Genomic DNA, 19,381 nt, shown 5'->3' with positions numbered 1-19,381 from the left:
TGTGCCCGAGACCAGCTCACAGACCTTCGCCGACTTCGGCATCCGCCCTGACATCGTCGACGCCCTCGCGGCGAAGGGCATCGTCCATCCGTTCCCGATCCAGGCGATGACCCTGCCCCTGGCCCTGAAGGGCCGGGACATCATCGGGCAGGCGAAGACGGGCACCGGCAAGACCCTCGGCTTCGGCATCCCGATGCTGGAGAGCGTCATCGCGCCGGGTGAGCCGAACCCGCAGGACCGGCGGATCGGCCCCCCGCAGGGCCTGGTGGTGCTGCCGACGCGTGAGCTCGCGATCCAGGTGGCGCAGGACCTCACCAACGCGTCCGTGAACCGACCGGTGCGGATCCTCACCGTGTACGGCGGCCGCGCCTACGAGCCGCAGATCGAGGCCCTCGCCCAGGGGGTCGAGATCGTGGTCGGCACCCCCGGGCGTCTGATCGATCTGATGCGCCAGGGTCACCTGGATCTGTCACAGGTCCGGGTGGCGGTGCTGGATGAGGCCGACGAGATGCTCGACCTCGGCTTCCTCGAGGACATCGAGAGGATCCTCAAGGCGGTCCCGGCGAAGCGCCAGACCATGCTGTTCTCCGCGACGATGCCGGGGCCGATCCTGGCCCTGGCCCGCCGGTTCATGGCGCAGCCCACCCACATCCGCGCCCACGACCCGGGCGATGAGTCCCGCACCAAGGCCGACATCACGCAGGTGGTGTACCGCGCGCATTCCCTCGACAAGATCGAAGTGCTGGCGCGGATCCTGCAGGCGGAGGGCCGCGGCCTCACGATCGTGTTCGCCCGCACCAAGCGCGCCGCCGATCGCATCGCCAGTGATCTGCAGGAACGCGGATTCGCAGCGGCGCCGCTGCACGGCGACCTGTCGCAGGGCGCCCGCGAGCAGGCGCTGCGGGCCTTCCGCCACGGCAAGGTGGACGTGCTCATCGCCACCGACGTCGCCGCCCGCGGCATCGACGTCGAGGACGTCACCCACGTCATCAACTGGCACATGCCCGATGACGACAAGACCTACCTCCACCGCACCGGCCGCACCGGCCGCGCGGGCAAGAAGGGCACCGCGGTGACCTTCGTGGACTGGGAGGATCTCGCCCGCTGGGCCCTGATCGCCCGGCAGCTGGGACTGGAGTCCACCGAGGCGGTGGAGACGTACTCCACGTCCCCGCACCTGTACACCGACCTGAACATCCCGCAGGGCACCACCGGTGTGCTCCCGCGGGAGAAGCGCACCCGGGAGGGCCTCGACGCGGAGGAGATCGAGGACCTCGGCGGTCCCGACAGTGGCCGCCGCGGAGGTTCGAGGGACCGGCGTCGGACGGAGGAGCGGGGGCGCTCCGGCGGTCGCCGCTCCGGTGGCCGGGACGGTCGCGATGGCGAGTCCGGTCATGACGGCCAGGAGGCGACCGGGGAGGACGGGGCCGGCCAGGAGGCCCGGGCGGAGCGTCCGCGACGCCGGCGGCGCCGCACCCGCCGGGTGAACGGTGAGGTCGTCACCGGCGGCGCCGAGGGGACGTCGCGCGAGAACACCGGGGGAGGTGCCGACACGGCACGCACCGACGGGCCCGAGGCAGCCGAGGGCGAGTCCGCACACGCTGCGGGGGGTCGCCCGCGCCGCCGTCGCTCCCGAGGCGGTCGCGGCCGCGGCCGGGGAGGCTCCGGGGCGCGCACTGGCGAGACCTCGTCGTCGGAGGGCGCCTCGTCCGACGGGTCCCCGGCGCAGGACTGACCGCGACCGCGCGATCCACTGACCGCGCCGACCCACCCCGCACAATCCGCCGGGGGCGGGTCGGCGCGGTTCCGCTGCCGGGGGATCCCGCCGGGGCGTCGGATCTCAGCCGGGCAGCACTCCCCAGCCGATGAGGAACGACTGCACCGCGTCGAAGATCATCTGGGTGGAGATCGCGGCCAGCAGCACCCCGGAGATGCGGGTCACGAGAGTCACCCCACCGGCGCCGAGGAGACGGGCGATCACCCCCGAGAACCGCATGAACAGGTACATCATCAGCGCCATCCCCACCAGTGCCAGCAGCAGGGCGCTGATGCGGGAGGGGCGCCCGTCGATCTGCTGCACGAACAGCATCACCGCGACGATCGAGCCGGGCCCGCCCAGCAGCGGCGTGCCCAGCGGCACCAGGGCCACGTTCACGCCCTCGCTGGCACTCATCTCATCCTCCTTGCCGGCCAGCAGCTGCAGGGCGATGAGCAGCAGCAGCAGGCCGCCGGAGAACTGCAGTGCCGGCAAGGAGATGTGCATGTAGTTGAGGATGAACTGACCGAAGACGGCGAAGATCCCGATGATCAGCACCGCCACCCCGACGGCCACCAGCGCGGCGCGGTTGCGCTGCTTCTGGGTCATCGTGCCCGTGAGCGCCATGAACACCGGGATCACCCCCGGCGGGTCGATGATGACGAACAGCGTCACGAAGACGCTCGCCAGGAAGGGCAGATCGACCGCGTTCACGGGGTGAGGACCTCGGTTCCACTCGTGGAGCGCGAGACGATCGCCTCCAGGACGTCCGGCTGCGTCAGGTTCTCCCCGAGCCGGTTGATTTTGCCGGAGCCATGGTAGTCACTGCCCCCCGTCACCAGCAGTCCGTGGCGTCGCGAGAGCCGCCGCAGCTGCACCCGGGTGGCGTCGTCATGCTCCCGGTGATCGACCTCCAGCCCGGCGAGCCCCGCCTCCACCAGTTCCTCGACAAGCTCCTCGGCCAGACCGGTGGTGGAGCGCGCCGAGGGATGCGCCAGCACCGCCACTCCCCCGGCGGCGGTGATCGCCCGCACCGCATCGGCGGCCCGCGGCGCGGCATGCGGCACGTAGTAGGGGCCGCCCGCCGCGAGGGGGCCCGCGAAGGCGGCGTCCCGGCTCGGCACCACCCCGGCGGCGACGAGGGCGTCGGCGATGTGCGGGCGGCCGACGGTGGTGTCATGGGTGGCGCGCTGCGCCTGCACATCGTCCCAGGTGATGGGGAAGTCGACGGCGAGACGCTCGACCATGCGCCGGGCGCGGGTGTCGCGAGAGCTGCGGGACCCGGAGAGCATCTGCGCGAGCGGGGTGTCAGGTGAGGGATCCACCAGCAGCGCCAGCACGTGCAGGCTGTGCCGCGGGCCGAGGGTGGTGACCTCGATCCCGGGGACGACCCGGACCCCGGTGCGCTCCACGGCGCGGGCTGCGTCGGCCCATCCTGCGGTGGTGTCGTGGTCGGTGAGGCCGACGACGTCGACCCCCTCCTCCCGGGCACGCATCAGCAGACCCTCCACCGGATCGGTGCCGTCGGACCACGAGCTGTGAGTGTGCAGATCCACGCGCATGACGGCCACCCTAGCCGTGAGACGATGAGCCGATGAGCACGCACAGCAGCACCGAGAGCACGGAGAACACCGCCCCCACCAGCACCCCGGTCACCACCGCGCAGGCCGCGCAGGATCTCGCCTCCCGAGGGGAGAACCGCTCGCAGCGTCCCAGCAGTGACGCGTTCCGCGAGTTCATCGCCTCCGGCTGGGACGAGACGGTGCCCGACGCCTCCCCGCGCCCCGCGACCGCTGTGACTCCCGCCCGTCGTGACGCCCTGGTGCGGCGCCTGCCCGGCACCCGGATCGTGCTCCCGGCCGGCCCCCTGAAGGTGCGCTCCAACGACACCGACTTCCCCTACCGGCCCGACACCTCCTTCGTGTACTACAGCGGGCTGGGCACCGACGAGGAACCGGACAGCGTGCTCGTCGTCGAGCCTGACCCGCAGCGCGACGGCGGCTCGAAGGCCGTGTGGTTCTTCCGGCCGCGCGCCGGTTTCGACACCCCCGAGTTCTACGCCGACTCCCGCTACGGCGAGATGTGGGTGGGCCGTCGCCTCACCCTCACGGAGGCCGAGCAGGCCCTGGGGATCGAATGCCGCCACATCGATGAGCTGCGTGACGCCCTCGCGAAGAACCTCGGGGACCAGCTGACCCTGTCGGTGATGCCGGGGGTCGACGCCGCCGTGGAGGAGATGGTGCAGCAGGTGCGCACCGAGAACCACGTGCAGGCCGACGACTCCGCCCTGGCGGAGGCCGCCTCCGAGCAGCGTCTGGTCAAGGACGAGTACGAGATCTCGCAGATGCGGGAGGCCGTCGATGCGACCATCCGCGGCTTCGAGGACGTGGTGCGGAGGCTGCCGGAGGCCATCGGCCACCGCCGCGGGGAACGCGTGATCGAGGGTGTGTTCGCGCGGACCGCCCGGGCCGACGGCAACGGCGTCGGCTACGGCACCATCGCCGCCGCCGGCGACCACGCCTGCACCCTCCACTGGGTGCGCAACGACGGTGCCGTGCGCGAGGGCGATCTGGTGCTGATCGACGCCGGGGTCGAGGTCGACTCCCTGTACACCGCGGACGTCACCCGCACCCTCCCCGTCGGCGGCCGTTTCTCCCCCGCACAGCGGCGGGTGTACGAGGCGGTGCTGGAGGCCGCCGACGCGGCGTTCGCCGTGGCCCGCCCCGGGGTGCTGTTCCGGGACATCCACGCCACCGCCATGCAGGTCATCGCCCGTCATCTGGAGGAGTGGGGTCTGCTGCCCGGCACCGCCGAGGAGTCCCTGGCGCCGGAGGGCCAGCACCACCGCCGCTGGATGGTGCACGGCACCAGTCACCACCTGGGGCTGGACGTGCACGACTGCGCACAGGCGCGGCGGGAGATGTACCTCGACGCCGAGCTGCGGCCCGGCATGGTGTTCACCATCGAACCCGGCCTGTACTTCAAGGAGAACGATCTGCTGGTGCCCGAGGAGCTGCGCGGCATCGGGGTGCGCATCGAGGATGACGTGCTCGTCACCGCCGACGGGGTGGAGAACCTCAGTGCCGCCCTGCCGCGCCGCGTCGAGGAGATCGAGGCGTGGATGGCCGCTCTGCGAGGCCCGTCCACCCCGACTACCCTGGCGCCGTGACCAGCACTCCGAACCGTTTCTTCGCCGCACGTCTGGCGGGCACCACCGTCTTCGACCCCATCGGTGACGCCGTGGGGAAGGTCCGTGACGTGGTGGTGACCCCGCAGGTGCGGGGGGCCGCACGCGCCGTCGGCCTGGTGATCGAGGTCCCCGGGAAACGGCGGGTGTTCCTGCCGATCACCCGCGTGACGTCGATCTCCCCGGGCAGGTCATCACCTCCGGGGTGCTCAACATGCGCCGCTTCGAGAAGCGCACCGCGGAACTCCTGGTCGTCGGGGATCTGCTGGACCGCGTGGTGCAGCTGGTCGACGGCTCCGGGGAGGCGACCGTGCAGGACGTGGCCCTGGAGGAGAACCGGCACCGGGACTGGGAGATCTCCCGCCTGCACCTGCGGCGGCGGGTGCGCGGTGGCTCCCTCACCAAGCTCGTCACCCGCGGGGAGACCCTCACGGTGGCCTGGAACGAGGTCACCGGCCTGTACGGCTCCCAGGCGGAGCAGTCGGCGGCGCTGCTGCTGGCCTCCTATGAGGACCTCAAGCCCGCGGACCTCGGCGAGATCATCCAGGAGCTCGACTCCAAGCGCCGCATCGAACTGGCGGAGGAGCTGACCGACGAGCGTCTGGCGGATGTGCTGGAGGAGCTGCCGGAGGACACCCGCGTGGAGGTGGTGACGGGGCTGGAGTCCACCCGTGCCGCCGATGTGCTCGAGGTGATGGACCCGGACGACGCCGCCGACATCGTGCAGGAGCTTCCCGAGGGGGTGGCCCAGCAGCTGCTGGCGCTGATGGAACCGGAGGAGGCGGAGGATGTCCGCCGCCTGCTGGCCTACGACGAATACACCGCCGGCGGCATGATGACCACGGAACCGCTGATCGTCGCCCCGGAGACGCCCGTCGCGCACTGCCTGGCGATGATCAGCCGCGAGGAGCTCTCCCCCGCCCTGGCCTCCACCATCCACGTGTGCCGTTCCCCGCTGGAGACCCCGACGGGGCGGCTGCTGGGGATCGCCCACTTCCAGCATCTGCTGCGGGAGCGCCCGGACCGGGCCGTCGGGGAGATCCTCGACGCCGACCGGCACACCCTGGAGCCGACCGCCTCGCTCTCGGAGGTGACCCGCGAGATGGCCACCTACAACCTGGTGTCGATCCCGGTGGTCGACGAGGAGGGCCGCCTGCTGGGCGCCGTCACCGTCGACGACGTGCTCGACCACGTTCTGCCCGATGACTGGCGTGAACAGGACGAGCAGGTCACCACCTCCACCGGTCAGATCGACCTGTCCCAGATCGCCCGGGGTCTGCGAGGACAGCGCTGATGGCCGCCGAGGACAAGCGCCCCACCCTGGACGATCCGGCGACCCGTGGTCCGCGCCTGCGGCTGCCGCGGATCTCCGGTGACGGGTTCGGCCGCGGCGCCGAGGCCTTCGCCCGTTTCATGGGCACCCCCGCCTTCCTGGTGGGGATGACGGTGTTCTGCGCCGTGTGGCTGAGTTGGAACACCTTCATGCCGGAGGCGGCGCAGTTCGACCCGCGGGCCCTGAACTACACCCTGCTCACCCTGATCCTGTCGCTGCAGGCCTCCTACGCGGCGCCGCTGCTGCTGCTCGCACAAAACCGTCAGGACGACCGTGACCGCGTGCAGGCCGAACAGGACCGGCAAAGCAATGAGCGCAACCACGCCACCACCGACTTCATCACCCGCGAGATTGCCTCGCTGCGCATTGCCCTGAACGACGTCGCCACCCGTGACTTCGTGCGCGGGGAGATCCGCGACCTGCTGGAGGATCGCGACTCCCGAGCCGACGAGGCCCTGCGGGCGCTGCTGCGGGAAGAGATCCGCACGGTGCTTGCTGAGCAGGCGCAGCAGGACGCGGCCGATGCGGCCGCCGGCGCGGCCGACCCCACGACCACTCCCGTGTCCCACCGTCCCGAGGAGGATCAGGCGTGAGCGACGCCGTCGCCGCCATCCATGACGCACTCGCCGGGGTCATCGACCCGGAGATCCGCCGACCGATCACCGAACTCGGCATGGTCGACGAGGTCACCGTCGACCCCCAGGGCCGTGCCCTGATCCGGGTGCTCACCACCATCGAGGCCTGCCCGATGCGCGACCGCATCGAACAGGAGGCCGCCGAGGCCGCCGCCACCGTGCCGGGCCTGAGCGAGGTGCGGGTCGAATCGGCCACCATGACCGATGAGCAGCGGCGGGCCCTCACCGATCGACTGCGGCAGGGGCGGCGACAGATCCCGTTCAACCAGCCCGGCTCCCTCACCCGCATCTACGCCATCGCCTCCGGCAAGGGCGGGGTGGGCAAGAGCTCCGTCACGGCGAACCTGGCCGCGGCCATGGCCGCCGATGGCCTGCATGTCGGCGTGATCGACGCCGACATCCACGGGTTCTCGCAGCCGGGCATGTTCGGCATCACCGACCAGCCGACCAAGGTCGGTGACCTGCTGATGCCGCCGGAGTCCCACGGCGTGCGGGTGATGAGCATCGGCGTGTTCGTGCCGGAGGGCCAGGCTGTGGTGTGGCGCGGGCCGAAGATGCATCGGGCGATCGAGCAGTTCGCCGCGGATGTCCACTGGGGTGACCTCGATGTGCTGCTGCTGGATCTGCCACCCGGCACCGGTGACGTGGCGATCTCCGTCGCCCAGTTGCTGCCCCAGGCGCAGATGGTGGTGGTCACCACCCCGCAGCCGTCGGCCGCGTCCGTCGCGGAGAGGGTGGGGTCGCTGGCCCGCGCCACCGGCCAGGAGGTCGCCGGGGTGGTGGAGAACATGAGTTGGCTGGAGCTGCCCGGTGGGGAGCGGCAGGAGCTGTTCGGGCGCGGTGGCGGTCACCGCGTGGCCGCCACCCTCGCCGGTGCGGTGGGGCATCCGGTGCCGCTGCTGGGGCAGGTGCCCTTGGATCCGCAGCTGCGGGAGGGGGCCGACGGCGGTGTGCCGATCGTGGTGTCGGCGCCGGAATCCCCCGCGGCGCAGGAGCTGCAGCGGATCGCGCGGGCTCTGGTCGCGCGGCCGCGTGGACTGGCGGGGAAGAAGCTGCCGCTGAGCGTCCAGCGGTCCTGACCGGATGCCGGGTCGCGGCCCGGTGTGCGGGAACCCCGGCGCGGGCGTCGTCCGGGTCAGGTGGCCTCGGGATCGAAGGGGGCGCGACGCGGCCCCTCGTCGACGGCGCGGGACCCCGTGCGGGAGGTCCGCTCACGCCGGTCGTCGGCGGCCCCGGACGAGGAGACGGTGGCGCCGGTGGCAGCGGCGGCGAGGGCCCGGGTCTCCTCCAGGGACTCCTCGAAACCGGTGCCGTCCCAGGCCTCGCGGATGATGCGCCGCGGATCGTACTGGCGCGGGTCGTACTTCTTCAGGTCCTCGACCGCGATGCCCATCTCGTTCTCGACGGTGGCGCGGGACTCGTCGACCCAGCGGCGCAGCCGGCGCACGTTCTGCATGATGCTCCGGGTGTACTGCGGCAGCCGCTGCGGGCCGATGACGACCAGGAAGATGAGCAGCAGGACGACCGGCTCCCAGCCGTTCAGTCCGAAGAGTTCCACTGCGCCGCTGCTCCCCACGTGCCGATGACGCCCGCCATTATGGCAGAGAGACATGCTTGGGACCGCGTACGCTTTCGGGGTCGGATCGTTGAGGAGGAGGACGCACCGCATGCCGTCGGGGAAGGTGGCCAGTTGGGCCTGGGCCGAGGAGTTCGTCGACGAATCGACCCTCTTCGAGGACACAGAGGTGCTGGCGCGGGCGCGCGAACGCGGCAGTGAGCTCGGCGTGGCGCCGGTGCTGCCCGGCGCCGGAGCCGCGATGCGTCTGCTCGCGGCGGCGGTCGGTGCCCGCAGCGTGGTCGAGGTCGGCACCGGCGCGGGTGTCGGATCCCTGTACCTGCTGGCGGGCATGGCTCCCGAGGGTGTCCTGACCACGATCGACACCGAGGTCGAGAACCAGCGGGCGGCGCGGGAGGCGTTCACGGAGGCGGGGATCCGACCGGCGCGGGTGCGGGCCATCGCCGGGGTGGCGCACGAGGTCGTCGGGCGCCTCACGGACCACGCATACGACCTGGTGGCGTTCCCCGCCGAAGCGCAGCATGCGCCGGAGCTGCTGCAGCATGCGGAGCGACTCCTGCGACCCGGGGGCGCGCTGGTGATCACGAACGCCCTGCACCACGACCGGGTGGCGGATCCGGCCGATCGCGACCCGGCGACCGTGCGGGTGCGGACCCTGCTGCGCTCCGTCGCGGACTCCCCCGCCCTGCTGCCGGCGCTCCTGCCGACCGCAGACGGGGTGCTGGCGGCAGTCCGCCGCGCCTGACCACGCGGGTACCCGTCACGGCGCGCCCAAGACGCACGGCGGGGGTGCTCACCCTGGGTGAGCACCCCCGCCGTGCGCTGCGGTCGCGGCGTGGGTCCGCGATTGCGTCAGTCCTTGATGACGCCCTCCAGGGCGTCGCGGAGGGCCTTGGCCTCGTCCGCGGTGATCTCGACGACCAGGCGGCCGCCGCCCTCGAGCGGAACACGCATGATGATGCTGCGGGTCTCCTCGACGACCTCGAGCGGTCCGTCCCCGGTGCGGGGCTTCATAGCGGCCATGCCTGCCTCCTGTGAATGAGTCGTTCGCGTCCCAGTATCTCAGGTTCTCGTCAGCCGGGTCACATGGCGGGATCGTCCGCTGTCTGCCGTGCCGGAGTGGACGTGTCGTCCCGGCCGCGCGCGGCGATCTCGTCACCGTCGCTCGGAGCCTTCTCCTGGCGCTCCCGCTGCCGCGGCAGCTCCGGCAATCCCACCGTGAGCAGCCCTGTGGCCCGCAGTCCCGCGAGCACCGCCACCAGCAGGGCCACCGCCAACAGCAGCAGCACCATCGGGCTGGCGGCGCTCATCGGACGCAGAACTCCCGCAGCACGGTGAGTGCCTCCTCGGCACAATCCACCACATGCAGCAGGTCGAGGTCACCCGGGGAGATCGCCCCGTACTCCCCCACGGTGTCGCGGATCCAGTGGAGCAGACCCGCCCAGTAGTCGGAACCCACCAGGATCAGCGGGAACTTGCGGATCTTGTGCGTCTGGATCAGGCACAGCGCCTCGAACAGCTCGTCGAAGGTGCCGAACCCGCCGGGCATCACCACGAACCCGCTGGAGTACTTCACGAACACGGTCTTGCGGGCGAAGAAGTACCGGAAGTCGACCCCGAGGTCCACGTACTCGTTCATCCCCTGCTCGAACGGCAGCTCGATGCCGAGGCCCACGGACACACCGCCGGACTCCTTCGCCCCCTTGTTGCCGGCCTCCATGATGCCGGGGCCGCCGCCGGTGATCACCGCGTGGTCGAGCCCGACGATGCCGCGGGCGATCTCCTCCGCCAGGAGGTAGTGCGGATGGTCGCGCGGGGTGCGGGCGGAGCCGAAGATCGACACCGCGGGGCCGAGCTCGGCGAGCGCCCCGAAGCCCTCGACGAACTCCGACTGGATGCGCAGCACCCGCCACGGGTCGGAGTGGACCCAGTCACCGGGGCCGTCCTCCTCCAGCAGACGCTGGTCGGTGGTGCGGGCCGGGCGCTGACGGCCACGGAGGGTGACGGGGCCCTTGCGGTAGGAGTCGCGTTCCTCAGGAGTCATGGAGCCGAGCCTAGGCGGTGCGGGGCGGGGGCGTCGCGCGGGACGTCCGACGCCGGGTGCAACGCCGCGGTCGCACGCACCCCGCGCTTCAGCCCAGCTGCAGCCACCGCCGCAGCGCCGCGAGGGCGGTGCGGAGGTCGTCGGTGGGCACGTGCTCGTCGTCGGTGTGGGCCAGCAGCGGATCACCGGGGCCGAAGTTCACGGCGGGCACACCGAGCGCGCTGAAGCGGGCCACGTCGGTCCAGCCCTGTTTCGCGTCGATCCGCACCCCTTCGCCGAGGGCCTCGAGGAACGCCCGGGCGGGGGCGGTGTCCAGGCCGGGCAGGGCCCCGGCGGCGGCGTCGGACACCTCGATCTCCAGGTCCAGTCCGCTGAGCACCTCGCGCACGTGGGCCTCCGCCTGGTCGAGGTCACGGTCGGGGGCGAAGCGGTAGTTGAGCTGCAGGTGCGCCCGGTCGGGGATCACGTTGCCGGCGATGCCACCGTCGATGAGGACGGCGTTGAGACCCTCGCGGTATTCGAGGCCGTCGATCACGACGCGTCGGGCCTCATACTCCGCGAGGCGCTGCAACACGGGGGCCAGGTGGTGGACGGCGTTGTCGCCCACCCAGTCGCGGGCGGAGTGTGCGGCCACACCCCGGGCGGTGACCTCGATCTTCATGGTGCCCTTGCAGCCGCCCTCGACCCCGGCGGACGTCGGCTCGCCGAGGATCGCGAAGTCGGCGGTGAACAGCTCCGGCCGCGTGGAGGCGAGGCGGGTGAGGGAGTTCTTCGAGGCCTCGACCTCCTCGTGGTCGTAGAACAGGAACGTGAGGTCCACCGGGGAGTCCTCACTCTGAGCCGCGAGCGCGAGGAACACCGCCACCCCGCCCTTCATGTCGCAAGCTCCGCGGCCGACAAGTTCCTCGCGTCCGTCCCGCTCCCGCAGCACGGAGGGCAGGTTGTCGGCCACGGGCACGGTGTCCAGGTGCCCGGCCAGCACCACCCGCTGGTCACGTCCCAGGTGGGTGCGGGCGATGACGGTGTCGCCGTCGCGCTCCACCTCCAGATGCGGCGCCTGGCGGCGCAGGGCCTCCTCGACGGCGTCGGCGAGGGCGGTCTCGTTCCCGGAGACGGATTCGATGTCCACCAGGGCTCGGGTGAGGTCGACGATGTCAGCGTGCAGATCCAAGGCCATGCCCCCATGGTTCCATCCTTCGATGGATGGCCGGACGCGGCGGGCACGGGAGGATGGGGGCATGCTGACCCCACGACGTCTCTACCGCACGCTGGCCCTCGCCGAGGTCGTCACCTGGACCCTGCTGCTGCTGGGCATGGTCGCGAAATATGTGCTGCACCTCGGGGAACTCGGGGTGCGCGTGGGCGGTGGGATCCACGGGGTCGTGTTCCTGGCGTACTGCCTGGCGACCGTCCTGGTGGGGGTGGATGCTCGCTGGGGTGCGGGGCGCGTTCTCCTGGGGCTGGTCAGCGCCGTGGTGCCGTACGCGACGGTGCCGTTCGAGCGGCATGTGGAGGGGCGCGGGCTGCTGCCGGACACGTGGCGCCTGCGCGGCACCCACAGCGCCGCCACTGACACCACCGCCCGCACCCCGCAGGGTGTCCTCGACCGCGCAGTGGCACTGTTCCTGCGCCGCCCGGTGCCGGCACTCATCGCCTCGGTGGTGGCGATCGCCGTGATGTTCAGTCTGCTGCTGCTCGCGGGCCCGCCGACCCAGTGGGGTCGCTGAGCGCCCCGGCGTGCTGCGCCAGGCGGATCGCGACGGTCTCCGCGTGGCGCAGCAGCTGCGCCCCGGTGCCGGGTTCCGCCGAGATCGCGCTGCCGGGCTGGGCGGTGGAGACGGGAACCCCCAGCAGGTAGCGCCGGGAGAACACGCGTCCGTCGGCGGCGACCGGCGCGTACAGGGCGTCCACGGCGATCGATCCGGTGGGAATACGAGTGCCGGCGCCGCGGGAGGCCCATTCGTCGCGCTGCACCTCGCCGCGGTCCCGCCACGCGGTCATGAGGCGGCTGGTGTAGGCCACGAGGTCGACCCCCGGCAGATGCGCCTCGAGCAGCCCGTCGCAGCGGTACTCCTCCGGGTCCACAGCCGTGCGCACCACGAAGGCACCGTCCTCGATGGCCAGACGCTGCCCGGGTCCGGTGAACCGCACCAGCCCGGCCTCCTCCAGCGCCAGCACCTGACGGGCGCGGATCACCGGCGGGCCCGATGCCCACGACGCGAACGCGTTGCGCAGGTGGCCGTCGATATCGCGGCGCAGGGATTCGGTGGTGTACGCCCCGAGGTCCTGCAGCCGATTGACCTGGATCCGCAGGGCCGTGAGCACCCGGAAGATCAGCACCCAGGCAGGGTCGGGCATGGTCGCCGCCACCAGGGAGCGACGCAGCACATCACGGGTGCGGCGGTGCGCATCGTCCACCCCGGCGGAGCGGCGGCCCAGCGGGAACAGGATCCGCTCCAGGGCGTCACCCTCGGCGAGGGCCTCGAACCCGTGGGCGCGCAGGGCGGTGCGCAGCTCGGCGTACATCAGCGGCATCACGTCGCGTTCGTGATCCACGCCGGAGGGCCGCACCGCCAGCGACAGCACCCGCTCGGAGGTCAGCACGGTCGGCTCGTACGGGGCGGGCAGATCGGGGCGCAGGTCGGGTTTGGGCCGGTACACCATGCCGGAGCGGGAGCCGACGACGAGCTGCGGCTCCCCACCACCGGGCAGGTAGCGCAGTCCGCTGGGGGCGTCGGGCGCCTCCTCGAAGCGTCCCCCGGCGGCGGTGACCAGACCGCCGATGGCGTCGTAGAAGTTCAGACCCATCCCCTGCACGGCCACCCGCCGGCGCCCCAGCAGGCTGCCGTAGTCGACGTCGAGGGGGTTCGCGGGGCCGATGTGCAGCAGACCGTGGGCGGTCGCGGCCTCCGCGTACTGCAGGGAACGGGGGCCGAGGGCGGTGGCCAGGTGGCCCAGACACAGGGCGACGGCGTCGACGGCGAGACGGCGACCGTCCTCCAGGTGCACCAGCTGGGTGCCGTCGGGCTCCCCGGTGACGTCGACGGCGGTGGCTCGGTGGCGGTGGATCCGCAGTCGCTGGGGGTCGGCATCGGCCTCGGCCTGCTCGAGCACATGCGCCAGGTAGGTGCCGTAGCGGGCGCGGGGGGCGATGTCGGCGGGGGCGAACCCGTCAGCGGCCAGGTGGTCGGCGAGGGTGTCGGTGTGCAGCACCGGCAGCTGGGGGGTCACCGACTCGTCGGGGTAGTTGGTGGTCTGCTGGGTGGCGGTGTTCATCAGCAGCACATCGCCCTGGTCGGCGCGCCACACGGCCCCGCCGAGCCCCACCTGCGGGTCGATCACATGGAGGTCGACGCTCCCCTGCCAGGTGGGCAGGGTGGAGGCGGCGACCAGCCGCTCGACCACGCTGGTGCCGCGCGGCCCCATGCCGACCACGGCGAGGGCGCGTCGCGGACCGTCGGTGTGGGAGTGGGCGGAAGGGGTCATCGTGCCATCATCGCACCGGCTATCCGCGCGGACGGCAGCGTCGGGTGTCGATCGGGCCACGCCCTCGCGCCTCCCCCAGGGCCCGCGGGGTTCGGATCCGTAGACTCGGCCCATGACTTCTGCGACCTCCACCACCGCCTGGGGCATCGGCCTGGCCACCCTCGCCGCCGACGGCACCGTCCTGGACGTGCGCTACCCGGCGCCGCAGCTGGGTGAGGCCCCCGCCGATCCGACCTCCGACCCCCTGCATGCGCAGCTCGAGTCGGCGGCCCGCGCCGACGAGGAGCGCGGCACCCGCCAGGAGGTCGTGGTGCGGTCGGTCTCCCTGGAGGAGCCCCCGGCCGACACAGCTGACGCCTACCTGCGTCTGCATCTGCTCTCCCACCGCCTGGTGGCGCCGAACACCCAGAACCTCGACGGCCTGTTCGGGAAGCTCGCGAACGTGGTGTGGACCAACGAGGGTCCGTGCGCGGTGGAGGGCTTCGAGCAGACCCGCCTGCGACTGATCGCCGCGGGCCGCACCCCCACGGTGCTGTCGGTCGACAAGTTCCCCCGCATGGTCGACTACGTGATCCCCTCCGGTGTGCGGATCGGTGACGCCGACCGGGTGCGCCTGGGTGCTCACCTGGCCGACGGCACCACGGTGATGCACGAGGGCTTCGTGAACTTCAACGCCGGGACCCTCGGCACCTCCATGGTCGAGGGCCGCATCTCCCAGGGTGTCGTGGTCGAGGACGGCTCCGACATCGGCGGTGGCGCCTCCACCATGGGCACGCTGTCCGGCGGCGGCACCGAGCGTGTGCGCATCGGCCGCCGGTCCCTGGTCGGGGCGGAGGCCGGCGTCGGCATCGCCCTGGGGGATGACTGCATCGTCGAGGCCGGCCTGTACATCACCGCCGGCACGAAGGTGACGGTGGTCGGCGGGGACGACGACGGCACCGTGGTGAAGGCCCGTGACCTGTCGGGCGTGTCGAATCTGTTGTTCCGCCGCAACTCGGTGACGGGGACCGTGGAGGTCGTCGCCCGCGAGGGGAAGGCCGTGGAGCTGAACGCCGCGCTCCACGCGAACTGATGGCTCGTCGCGGGGCGGGGCGCGCCCTGGTGCTGCCGCTGGTGCTGGTGCTGCTGCTGGGCGCCATCGCCGGGGGCAGCTATCTGGCGCTGCAGCGGTTCGGCGCGCCGCTGGGGCAGGGCACCTGCACCGCGACCGGTCTGGGCACCAGCCGCAGCTACGACCCCGAACAGACCGCCAACGCCGCCCTGATCAGTGCGATCGCGGTGGATCGCGGGCTTCCCGCGCGGGCCGCGTCGATCGCTCTGGCGACGGCGTTCCAGGAGTCGAAGCTGCGCAACATCGATTACGGGGATCGGGACTCGCTGGGGCTGTTCCAGCAGAGGCCCAGCCAGGGCTGGGGCACGGAGCAGGAGATCCTCGACCCGGTGTACTCCACGAACGCGTTCTACGACGCACTGGTGAAGATCCCCGACTACGAGAACGGCGATATCAATGACGTCGCCCAGCGGGTGCAGCGCAGCGGATTCCCGGAGGCGTACCGGGACCATGAGACGGAGGGGCGTCTGTTCGCCTCGGCCCTCACCGGCCGCTCCGGCCCGAATCTGGTGTGCTCCCTGGCGGCTCCGTCGGGCGCCGGTGATCCGCAGGGACTGACCCAGCGACTGGAACGCGACTATGCACGTCTGACGGCCGACGGTCGTCTCCGGGCCACGCCGCGGGGCGACGGGACCGTGGAGATCAGCGTCGGCGGGGATGAGCGTCTGGGCTGGTCCGTGGCCAACTGGGCCGTCGCCCAGGCCGCCGACCTCGGCATCACCGACGTGAGCTTCGCCGGGCGGCAGTGGGACCGCAGCGCCCGCGGCGACGCCTCACGACAGTGGGGCACGGCCGACGGCGCCGACACGACGACCGTGGTGGTGCGCCTGGCGGCAGGCTGACCCGCTCGACCCCGCCGACCTCAGAACGTCGGCAGGCCACGGCGGCGGAACTGGTCCCGCACCCGCTCGACGACCTCACGGCTGGGCGGCTCGGCATCCCGCAGTTTGTAGTCCAGGCCGAGGGCGTCCCACTTGTCCTGCCCCATGTTGTGGAAGGGCAGCACCTCGACCCGTTCGACCACCTCGCGCCACCGCTCGACGATGTCGGCGACGGCCTCCACGTTCTCCACGGCGTCGGTCCAGCCCGGCACCACCACGAAACGGATCCACGTGGTCACACCGAGTGCCGCCAAGCGGTCTCCGAAGTCGATGGTCGGCTGCAGCTCGCGGCCGGTGAGGGCCTTGTAGGTGTCCGGCAGGCCGCTCTTGACGTCCAGCAGGACGAGATCGACGTCCGACAGGAAGTCGTCGGTCGCGGCGACCCCGAGGAAACCGCTGGTGTCGATGGCGGTGTGGATGCCCATCGCCTTCGCCTCCCGCAGCACATTGCGGGCGAAGCGGGCCTGCATCAGCACCTCACCGCCGGAGAGCGTCACTCCTCCGCCGCTGGCGCGGAACACGGCCCGGTAGCGGCGCAACCGGTTGACGACCTCCTCGAGGGTGACGTCCTGGCCGCGGCGCATCTCCATGGTGTCCGGGTTGTGGCAGTACACGCACCGCAGGGGGCACCCGGAGAGGAACACCGTCAGACGGGTGCCGGGGCCGTCGACCGCCGTGACGAGCTCCCAGGAGTGCACGGAGGCGAGACGGCCCTCGCGGATCGCGGCGAGCCGCTCGGGGCGGTCGACCTCCGCGGCCGCGAGACCCTCAACCCCCGCACCGGCGCGACGCTCGGTGCGGGGGCTGCAGGACAGCTGAAGCGCAGTCGTCATCCTCAGGCGCTGTGGTGGAAGGTGCGCTCGAGGACGTCCTTCTGCTGCTCACGGGTGAGCTTCACGAAGTTCACGGCGTAACCGGAGACACGCACCGTCAGGTTCGGGTACTTCTCCGGGTTCTCCATCGCGTCCTCGAGGGTCTCCCGGTTCAGCACGTTGATGTTGGCGTGGTACAGGCCGGACTCCATGCGGTTCTGGGCGCGGTTGGCGCGCATGGAGGCGAGGCGCTCATCGAAGGTCTTGGTGGCCATGATTCTCTCCTGGATGGGTGCGGGTGGGTGGTCCGGGGGTGGTCGGTCAGTCCTGCTCCATGACGAACCCGGCGTCGAGGATGCCGACGAGGTTCGCCACCTGCTCGTCCTTGGTGCGGCCGAGGCCGGACGGGGTGATGGTGTTCGTCAGGGAGATGCCGTCGAGGGCGTCGTTGTAGTCGAGCTTGCCGACCGACAGCATCGAGGCGACCATCCCGTGCGTGTCCATGCCGTTCTCCGGGTTCGCGCCCGGCGCGAACGGCGTGCCGGCCCGATGGCCGGAGGGGAACGACCCGGTGGCCTTGCCGTACACCACGTTCGAGGTGATCGTCAGCACCGACTGCGTCGGGATCGCGTCGCGGTACAGCGGGATCGCCTTGATCTTCTCCATCACGGTGTGGACGATCGTCGCGGCGATGTCGTCGGCGCGGTCGTCGTCGTTGCCGTACACCGGGAAGTCACCCTCGGTGATGTAGTCGACCACCAGGCCGGACTCGTCGCGCACCGGCGTGACCTTGGCGTACTTGATGGCGGACAGGGAGTCCGCGACGATCGACAGGCCCGCGATGCCGCAGCCCATGGTGCGGATGATGTCGCTGTCGTGCAGCGCCATCTCGATGGACTCGTAGGCGTACCGGTCGTGGCAGTAGTGGATGATGTTCAGCGCCTCGACGTAGGTGCCGACGACCCAGTCCAGCATGTCCTCGTACTTGTCCCAGACCTCGTCGAAGTCCAGCGGGCCGTCGCCGGCGATCGGCTGGTGCAGACCGGCGTCCGTGACCTGCTTGCCGGTCACCTCGTCGCGGCCGCCGTTGATGGCGTACAGCAGCGCCTTCGCGGCGTTGACGCGCGCACCGAAGAACTGCATCTGCTTGCCGACCTTCATCGGGGAGACGCAGCAGGCGATCGCGGCGTCATCACCCCAGCGGTCGCGGATCTGCTTGTCGGACTCGTACTGCACGGAGCTGGTCTCGATGGAGATGGCCGAGCAGAAGTCCTTGTAGCCCTGCGGCAGCTGCGGATCCCAGAAGATCGTGATGTTCGGCTCCGGGGCGGGGCCGAGGTTGCGCAGGGTCTGCAGCAGACGGAACGAGGTCTTCGTGACCTGCGAGCGACCGTCCTCGGAGAACCCGGCATCGGACCAGGTGGCCCAGTACGGGTCGCCGGAGAAGATCTGGTCGTAGTCGATGGTGCGCAGGAAGCGGACGATGCGCAGCTTGATCACCAGCGCGTCGATCATCTCCTGGGCGTCACTCTCGGTGATCGCACCGGAGGCGAGATCCCGCTCGAAGTAGACGTCGAGGAACGGCGACAGCCGGCCGATGGACATGGCCGCGCCGTCCTGGCTCTTCACCGAGGCGAGGTAGGCCATGTAGGTCCACTGCACGGCCTCCTGGGCGGTGGCAGCGGGACGCCGCAGGTCCAGGCCGTACATGTCACCCAGGTGGATGAGCTTCTTCAGGGCCTTGATCTGCTCGGAGTGCTCCTCGCGGTACCGGGCCCAGTGCTCACTGAAGCCCTGCGCCAGGGAGGCGTCCTTGGCGCGCTCCTTGTCCGCGATGAGCTTCTCCACGCCGTACAGCGCCACGCGGCGGTAGTCGCCGATGATGCGGCCACGGCCGTAGGCATCGGGCAGACCGGTGATGATGTGGGAGCTGCGGGCCGCGCGGATCCGCGGGGTGTAGATGTCGAAGACGGCGTCGTTGTGGGTCTTCCGGTACTGCGTGAAGATCTTCTTGACGTCGGCGTTCGGCTCCTTGCCGGCCTCCTTGATGGCCGTCTCCACCATGCGCCAGCCGCCGTTGGGCATCATGGCGCGCTTAAGCGGGACGTCGGTCTGCAGGCCGACGATCACATCGTCGTCCTCACTGATGTAGCCGGCCGGGAAGGCGTCGATGTCGGCAGGGGTCTCGGTGTCCACGTCGAACACGCGGCGGCGACGCTCCTCGGAGAGGAAGTTCTTCTCCAGGTGATCCCACACCCGCAGGGTCTTCTCGGTGGGGCCGGCGAGGAACGAGGCGTCGCCGTCGTACGGGGTGTAGTTGCGCTGGATGAAATCGCGCACATCCACGGAGTCCATCCACGGGCCCGGGGCGAAGCCCTCCCAGGCACTGCGCTCGGGATCCTGCTCCGTGCGGGGTCGGTCGGTGGTGGTGGACGTCATGGTGGGGTCCTCCTCAGCCCTTCGGTGATGACCCCAGCCTACGGACCCGGGCCGACGCAGGAACGGGCCGATGGTCCCTGACGGACTGTGGCCCCGGTCTCGCCGGGCCCCGACCGCTTCC

At 71.3% G+C, this 19,381-nt stretch carries 18 protein-coding genes and 2 pseudogenes; 9 read left to right on the top strand and 11 right to left on the bottom strand.

Annotated features, from left to right (window positions below):
• The first annotated feature begins 1 nt into the window (after nt 1).
• On the top strand, nt 2-1,735 hold the full coding sequence (locus tag JSY14_RS10690) for a DEAD/DEAH box helicase (protein WP_259559011.1): 1,734 nt from the start codon (nt 2-4) through the stop codon (nt 1,733-1,735).
• Between the two features lie 105 nt (nt 1,736-1,840).
• On the opposite strand, the gene JSY14_RS10685 is transcribed toward JSY14_RS10690, so the two are convergent.
• Both JSY14_RS10685 and JSY14_RS10680 read right to left on the bottom strand, forming a co-directional pair.
• Entirely contained in the window at nt 1,841-2,470 is a 630-nt protein-coding gene (locus tag JSY14_RS10685; protein ID WP_259559010.1) for a MarC family protein, read from the bottom strand.
• Entirely contained in the window at nt 2,467-3,318 is an 852-nt protein-coding gene (locus JSY14_RS10680; RefSeq protein WP_259559009.1) for a PHP domain-containing protein, read from the bottom strand. Before JSY14_RS10680 ends, JSY14_RS10685 begins: the two co-directional genes overlap by 4 nt.
• A 32-nt stretch (nt 3,319-3,350) precedes the next feature.
• Here JSY14_RS10680 and JSY14_RS10675 point away from each other — a divergent pair, with 32 nt between their 5' ends.
• The 4 genes and pseudogenes from JSY14_RS10675 (at nt 3,351) to JSY14_RS10660 (ending at nt 7,990) form a co-directional block, all read left to right on the top strand.
• A complete protein-coding gene (locus JSY14_RS10675) occupies nt 3,351-4,925 on the top strand; it encodes an aminopeptidase P family protein (RefSeq protein WP_259559008.1) in 1,575 nt (524 codons plus the stop codon).
• Nucleotides 4,922-6,237: pseudogene (locus JSY14_RS10670) on the top strand (magnesium transporter MgtE N-terminal domain-containing protein). Before JSY14_RS10675 ends, JSY14_RS10670 begins: the two are co-directional and overlap by 4 nt.
• Nucleotides 6,237-6,869 (top strand): DUF1003 domain-containing protein, encoded by a 633-nt coding sequence (locus JSY14_RS10665; protein WP_259559007.1) that lies wholly within the window; start codon nt 6,237-6,239, stop codon nt 6,867-6,869. The pseudogene JSY14_RS10670 and the gene JSY14_RS10665 overlap by 1 nt, the downstream one beginning before the upstream one ends.
• A complete protein-coding gene (locus tag JSY14_RS10660) occupies nt 6,866-7,990 on the top strand; it encodes an Mrp/NBP35 family ATP-binding protein (RefSeq protein ID WP_259559006.1) in 1,125 nt (374 codons plus the stop codon). The genes JSY14_RS10665 and JSY14_RS10660 overlap by 4 nt, the downstream gene beginning before the upstream one ends.
• Nucleotides 7,991-8,046: 56 nt before the next feature.
• Here JSY14_RS10660 and JSY14_RS10655 read toward each other — a convergent pair whose 3' ends face one another.
• On the bottom strand, nt 8,047-8,469 hold the full coding sequence (locus JSY14_RS10655; RefSeq protein WP_259559005.1) for a twin-arginine translocase TatA/TatE family subunit: 423 nt from the start codon (nt 8,467-8,469) through the stop codon (nt 8,047-8,049).
• A 109-nt stretch (nt 8,470-8,578) separates the two neighbouring features.
• Here JSY14_RS10655 and JSY14_RS10650 point away from each other — a divergent pair, with 109 nt between their 5' ends.
• Entirely contained in the window at nt 8,579-9,232 is a 654-nt protein-coding gene (locus JSY14_RS10650) for an O-methyltransferase (RefSeq protein ID WP_259559003.1), read from the top strand.
• 107 nt (nt 9,233-9,339) lie between these two features.
• Here JSY14_RS10650 and JSY14_RS10645 read toward each other — a convergent pair whose 3' ends face one another.
• From JSY14_RS10645 to dapE, 4 genes are all read right to left on the bottom strand, one after another.
• The gene (locus tag JSY14_RS10645; RefSeq protein ID WP_259559002.1) at nt 9,340-9,510 is read right to left on the bottom strand and encodes a DUF3117 domain-containing protein; all 171 of its coding nucleotides are present in this window, start codon (nt 9,508-9,510) and stop codon (nt 9,340-9,342) included.
• A 59-nt stretch (nt 9,511-9,569) separates the two neighbouring features.
• The gene (locus JSY14_RS10640; RefSeq protein ID WP_259559001.1) at nt 9,570-9,797 is read right to left on the bottom strand and encodes a hypothetical protein; all 228 of its coding nucleotides are present in this window, start codon (nt 9,795-9,797) and stop codon (nt 9,570-9,572) included.
• Nucleotides 9,794-10,531 carry an LOG family protein gene (locus tag JSY14_RS10635; protein WP_259559000.1) on the bottom strand — a complete coding sequence of 246 codons (738 nt, stop codon included), beginning with the start codon at nt 10,529-10,531 and terminating at the stop codon, nt 9,794-9,796. Before JSY14_RS10635 ends, JSY14_RS10640 begins: the two co-directional genes overlap by 4 nt.
• Before the next feature lie 88 nt (nt 10,532-10,619).
• Nucleotides 10,620-11,708 (bottom strand): succinyl-diaminopimelate desuccinylase, encoded by a 1,089-nt coding sequence (gene dapE / locus JSY14_RS10630; protein ID WP_259558999.1) that lies wholly within the window; start codon nt 11,706-11,708, stop codon nt 10,620-10,622.
• A gap of 61 nt (nt 11,709-11,769) precedes the next feature.
• Here dapE and JSY14_RS10625 point away from each other — a divergent pair, with 61 nt between their 5' ends.
• Nucleotides 11,770-12,258: a DUF3817 domain-containing protein gene (locus JSY14_RS10625; RefSeq protein WP_259558998.1), complete on the top strand. Its 489-nt coding sequence runs from the start codon at nt 11,770-11,772 to the stop codon at nt 12,256-12,258.
• Here JSY14_RS10625 and JSY14_RS10620 read toward each other — a convergent pair.
• Nucleotides 12,212-14,017 carry an FAD/NAD(P)-binding protein gene (locus JSY14_RS10620; RefSeq protein WP_259558997.1) on the bottom strand — a complete coding sequence of 602 codons (1,806 nt, stop codon included), beginning with the start codon at nt 14,015-14,017 and terminating at the stop codon, nt 12,212-12,214. The two genes, JSY14_RS10625 and JSY14_RS10620, sit on opposite strands and share 47 nt — an antisense overlap.
• A 112-nt stretch (nt 14,018-14,129) precedes the next feature.
• Between JSY14_RS10620 and dapD the strand changes: the two genes are divergently transcribed.
• Together dapD and JSY14_RS10610 are read left to right on the top strand one after the other, a co-directional pair.
• Complete coding sequence (gene dapD, locus JSY14_RS10615) at nt 14,130-15,089, top strand: 2,3,4,5-tetrahydropyridine-2,6-dicarboxylate N-succinyltransferase (protein ID WP_259558995.1); 960 nt, start codon at nt 14,130-14,132, stop codon at nt 15,087-15,089.
• Nucleotides 15,089-15,970, top strand: a complete 882-nt coding sequence (locus JSY14_RS10610; RefSeq protein WP_259558993.1) for a hypothetical protein — start codon at nt 15,089-15,091, stop codon at nt 15,968-15,970. Before dapD ends, JSY14_RS10610 begins: the two co-directional genes overlap by 1 nt.
• A gap of 20 nt (nt 15,971-15,990) precedes the next feature.
• Here JSY14_RS10610 and pflA read toward each other — a convergent pair whose 3' ends face one another.
• From pflA to JSY14_RS10595, 3 genes and pseudogenes are all read right to left on the bottom strand, one after another.
• Nucleotides 15,991-16,842, bottom strand: a complete 852-nt coding sequence (gene pflA / locus JSY14_RS10605; protein WP_259558991.1) for a pyruvate formate-lyase-activating protein — start codon at nt 16,840-16,842, stop codon at nt 15,991-15,993.
• A 2-nt stretch (nt 16,843-16,844) separates the two neighbouring features.
• Nucleotides 16,845-17,030 (bottom strand): annotated as a pseudogene (locus JSY14_RS10600) (glycine radical domain-containing protein); the annotation flags it as partial.
• Between the two features lie 112 nt (nt 17,031-17,142).
• Nucleotides 17,143-19,260: a pyruvate formate lyase family protein gene (locus tag JSY14_RS10595; protein WP_259558988.1), complete on the bottom strand. Its 2,118-nt coding sequence runs from the start codon at nt 19,258-19,260 to the stop codon at nt 17,143-17,145.
• Between the last annotated feature and the right edge of the window lie 121 nt (nt 19,261-19,381).

The organism is Brachybacterium sillae (assembly GCF_025028335.1).
Classification (GTDB): domain Bacteria; phylum Actinomycetota; class Actinomycetes; order Actinomycetales; family Dermabacteraceae; genus Brachybacterium; species Brachybacterium sillae.
Note: the sequence above shows the minus strand (reverse complement) of the source record. Positions and strands in the feature narration are given on the sequence as shown.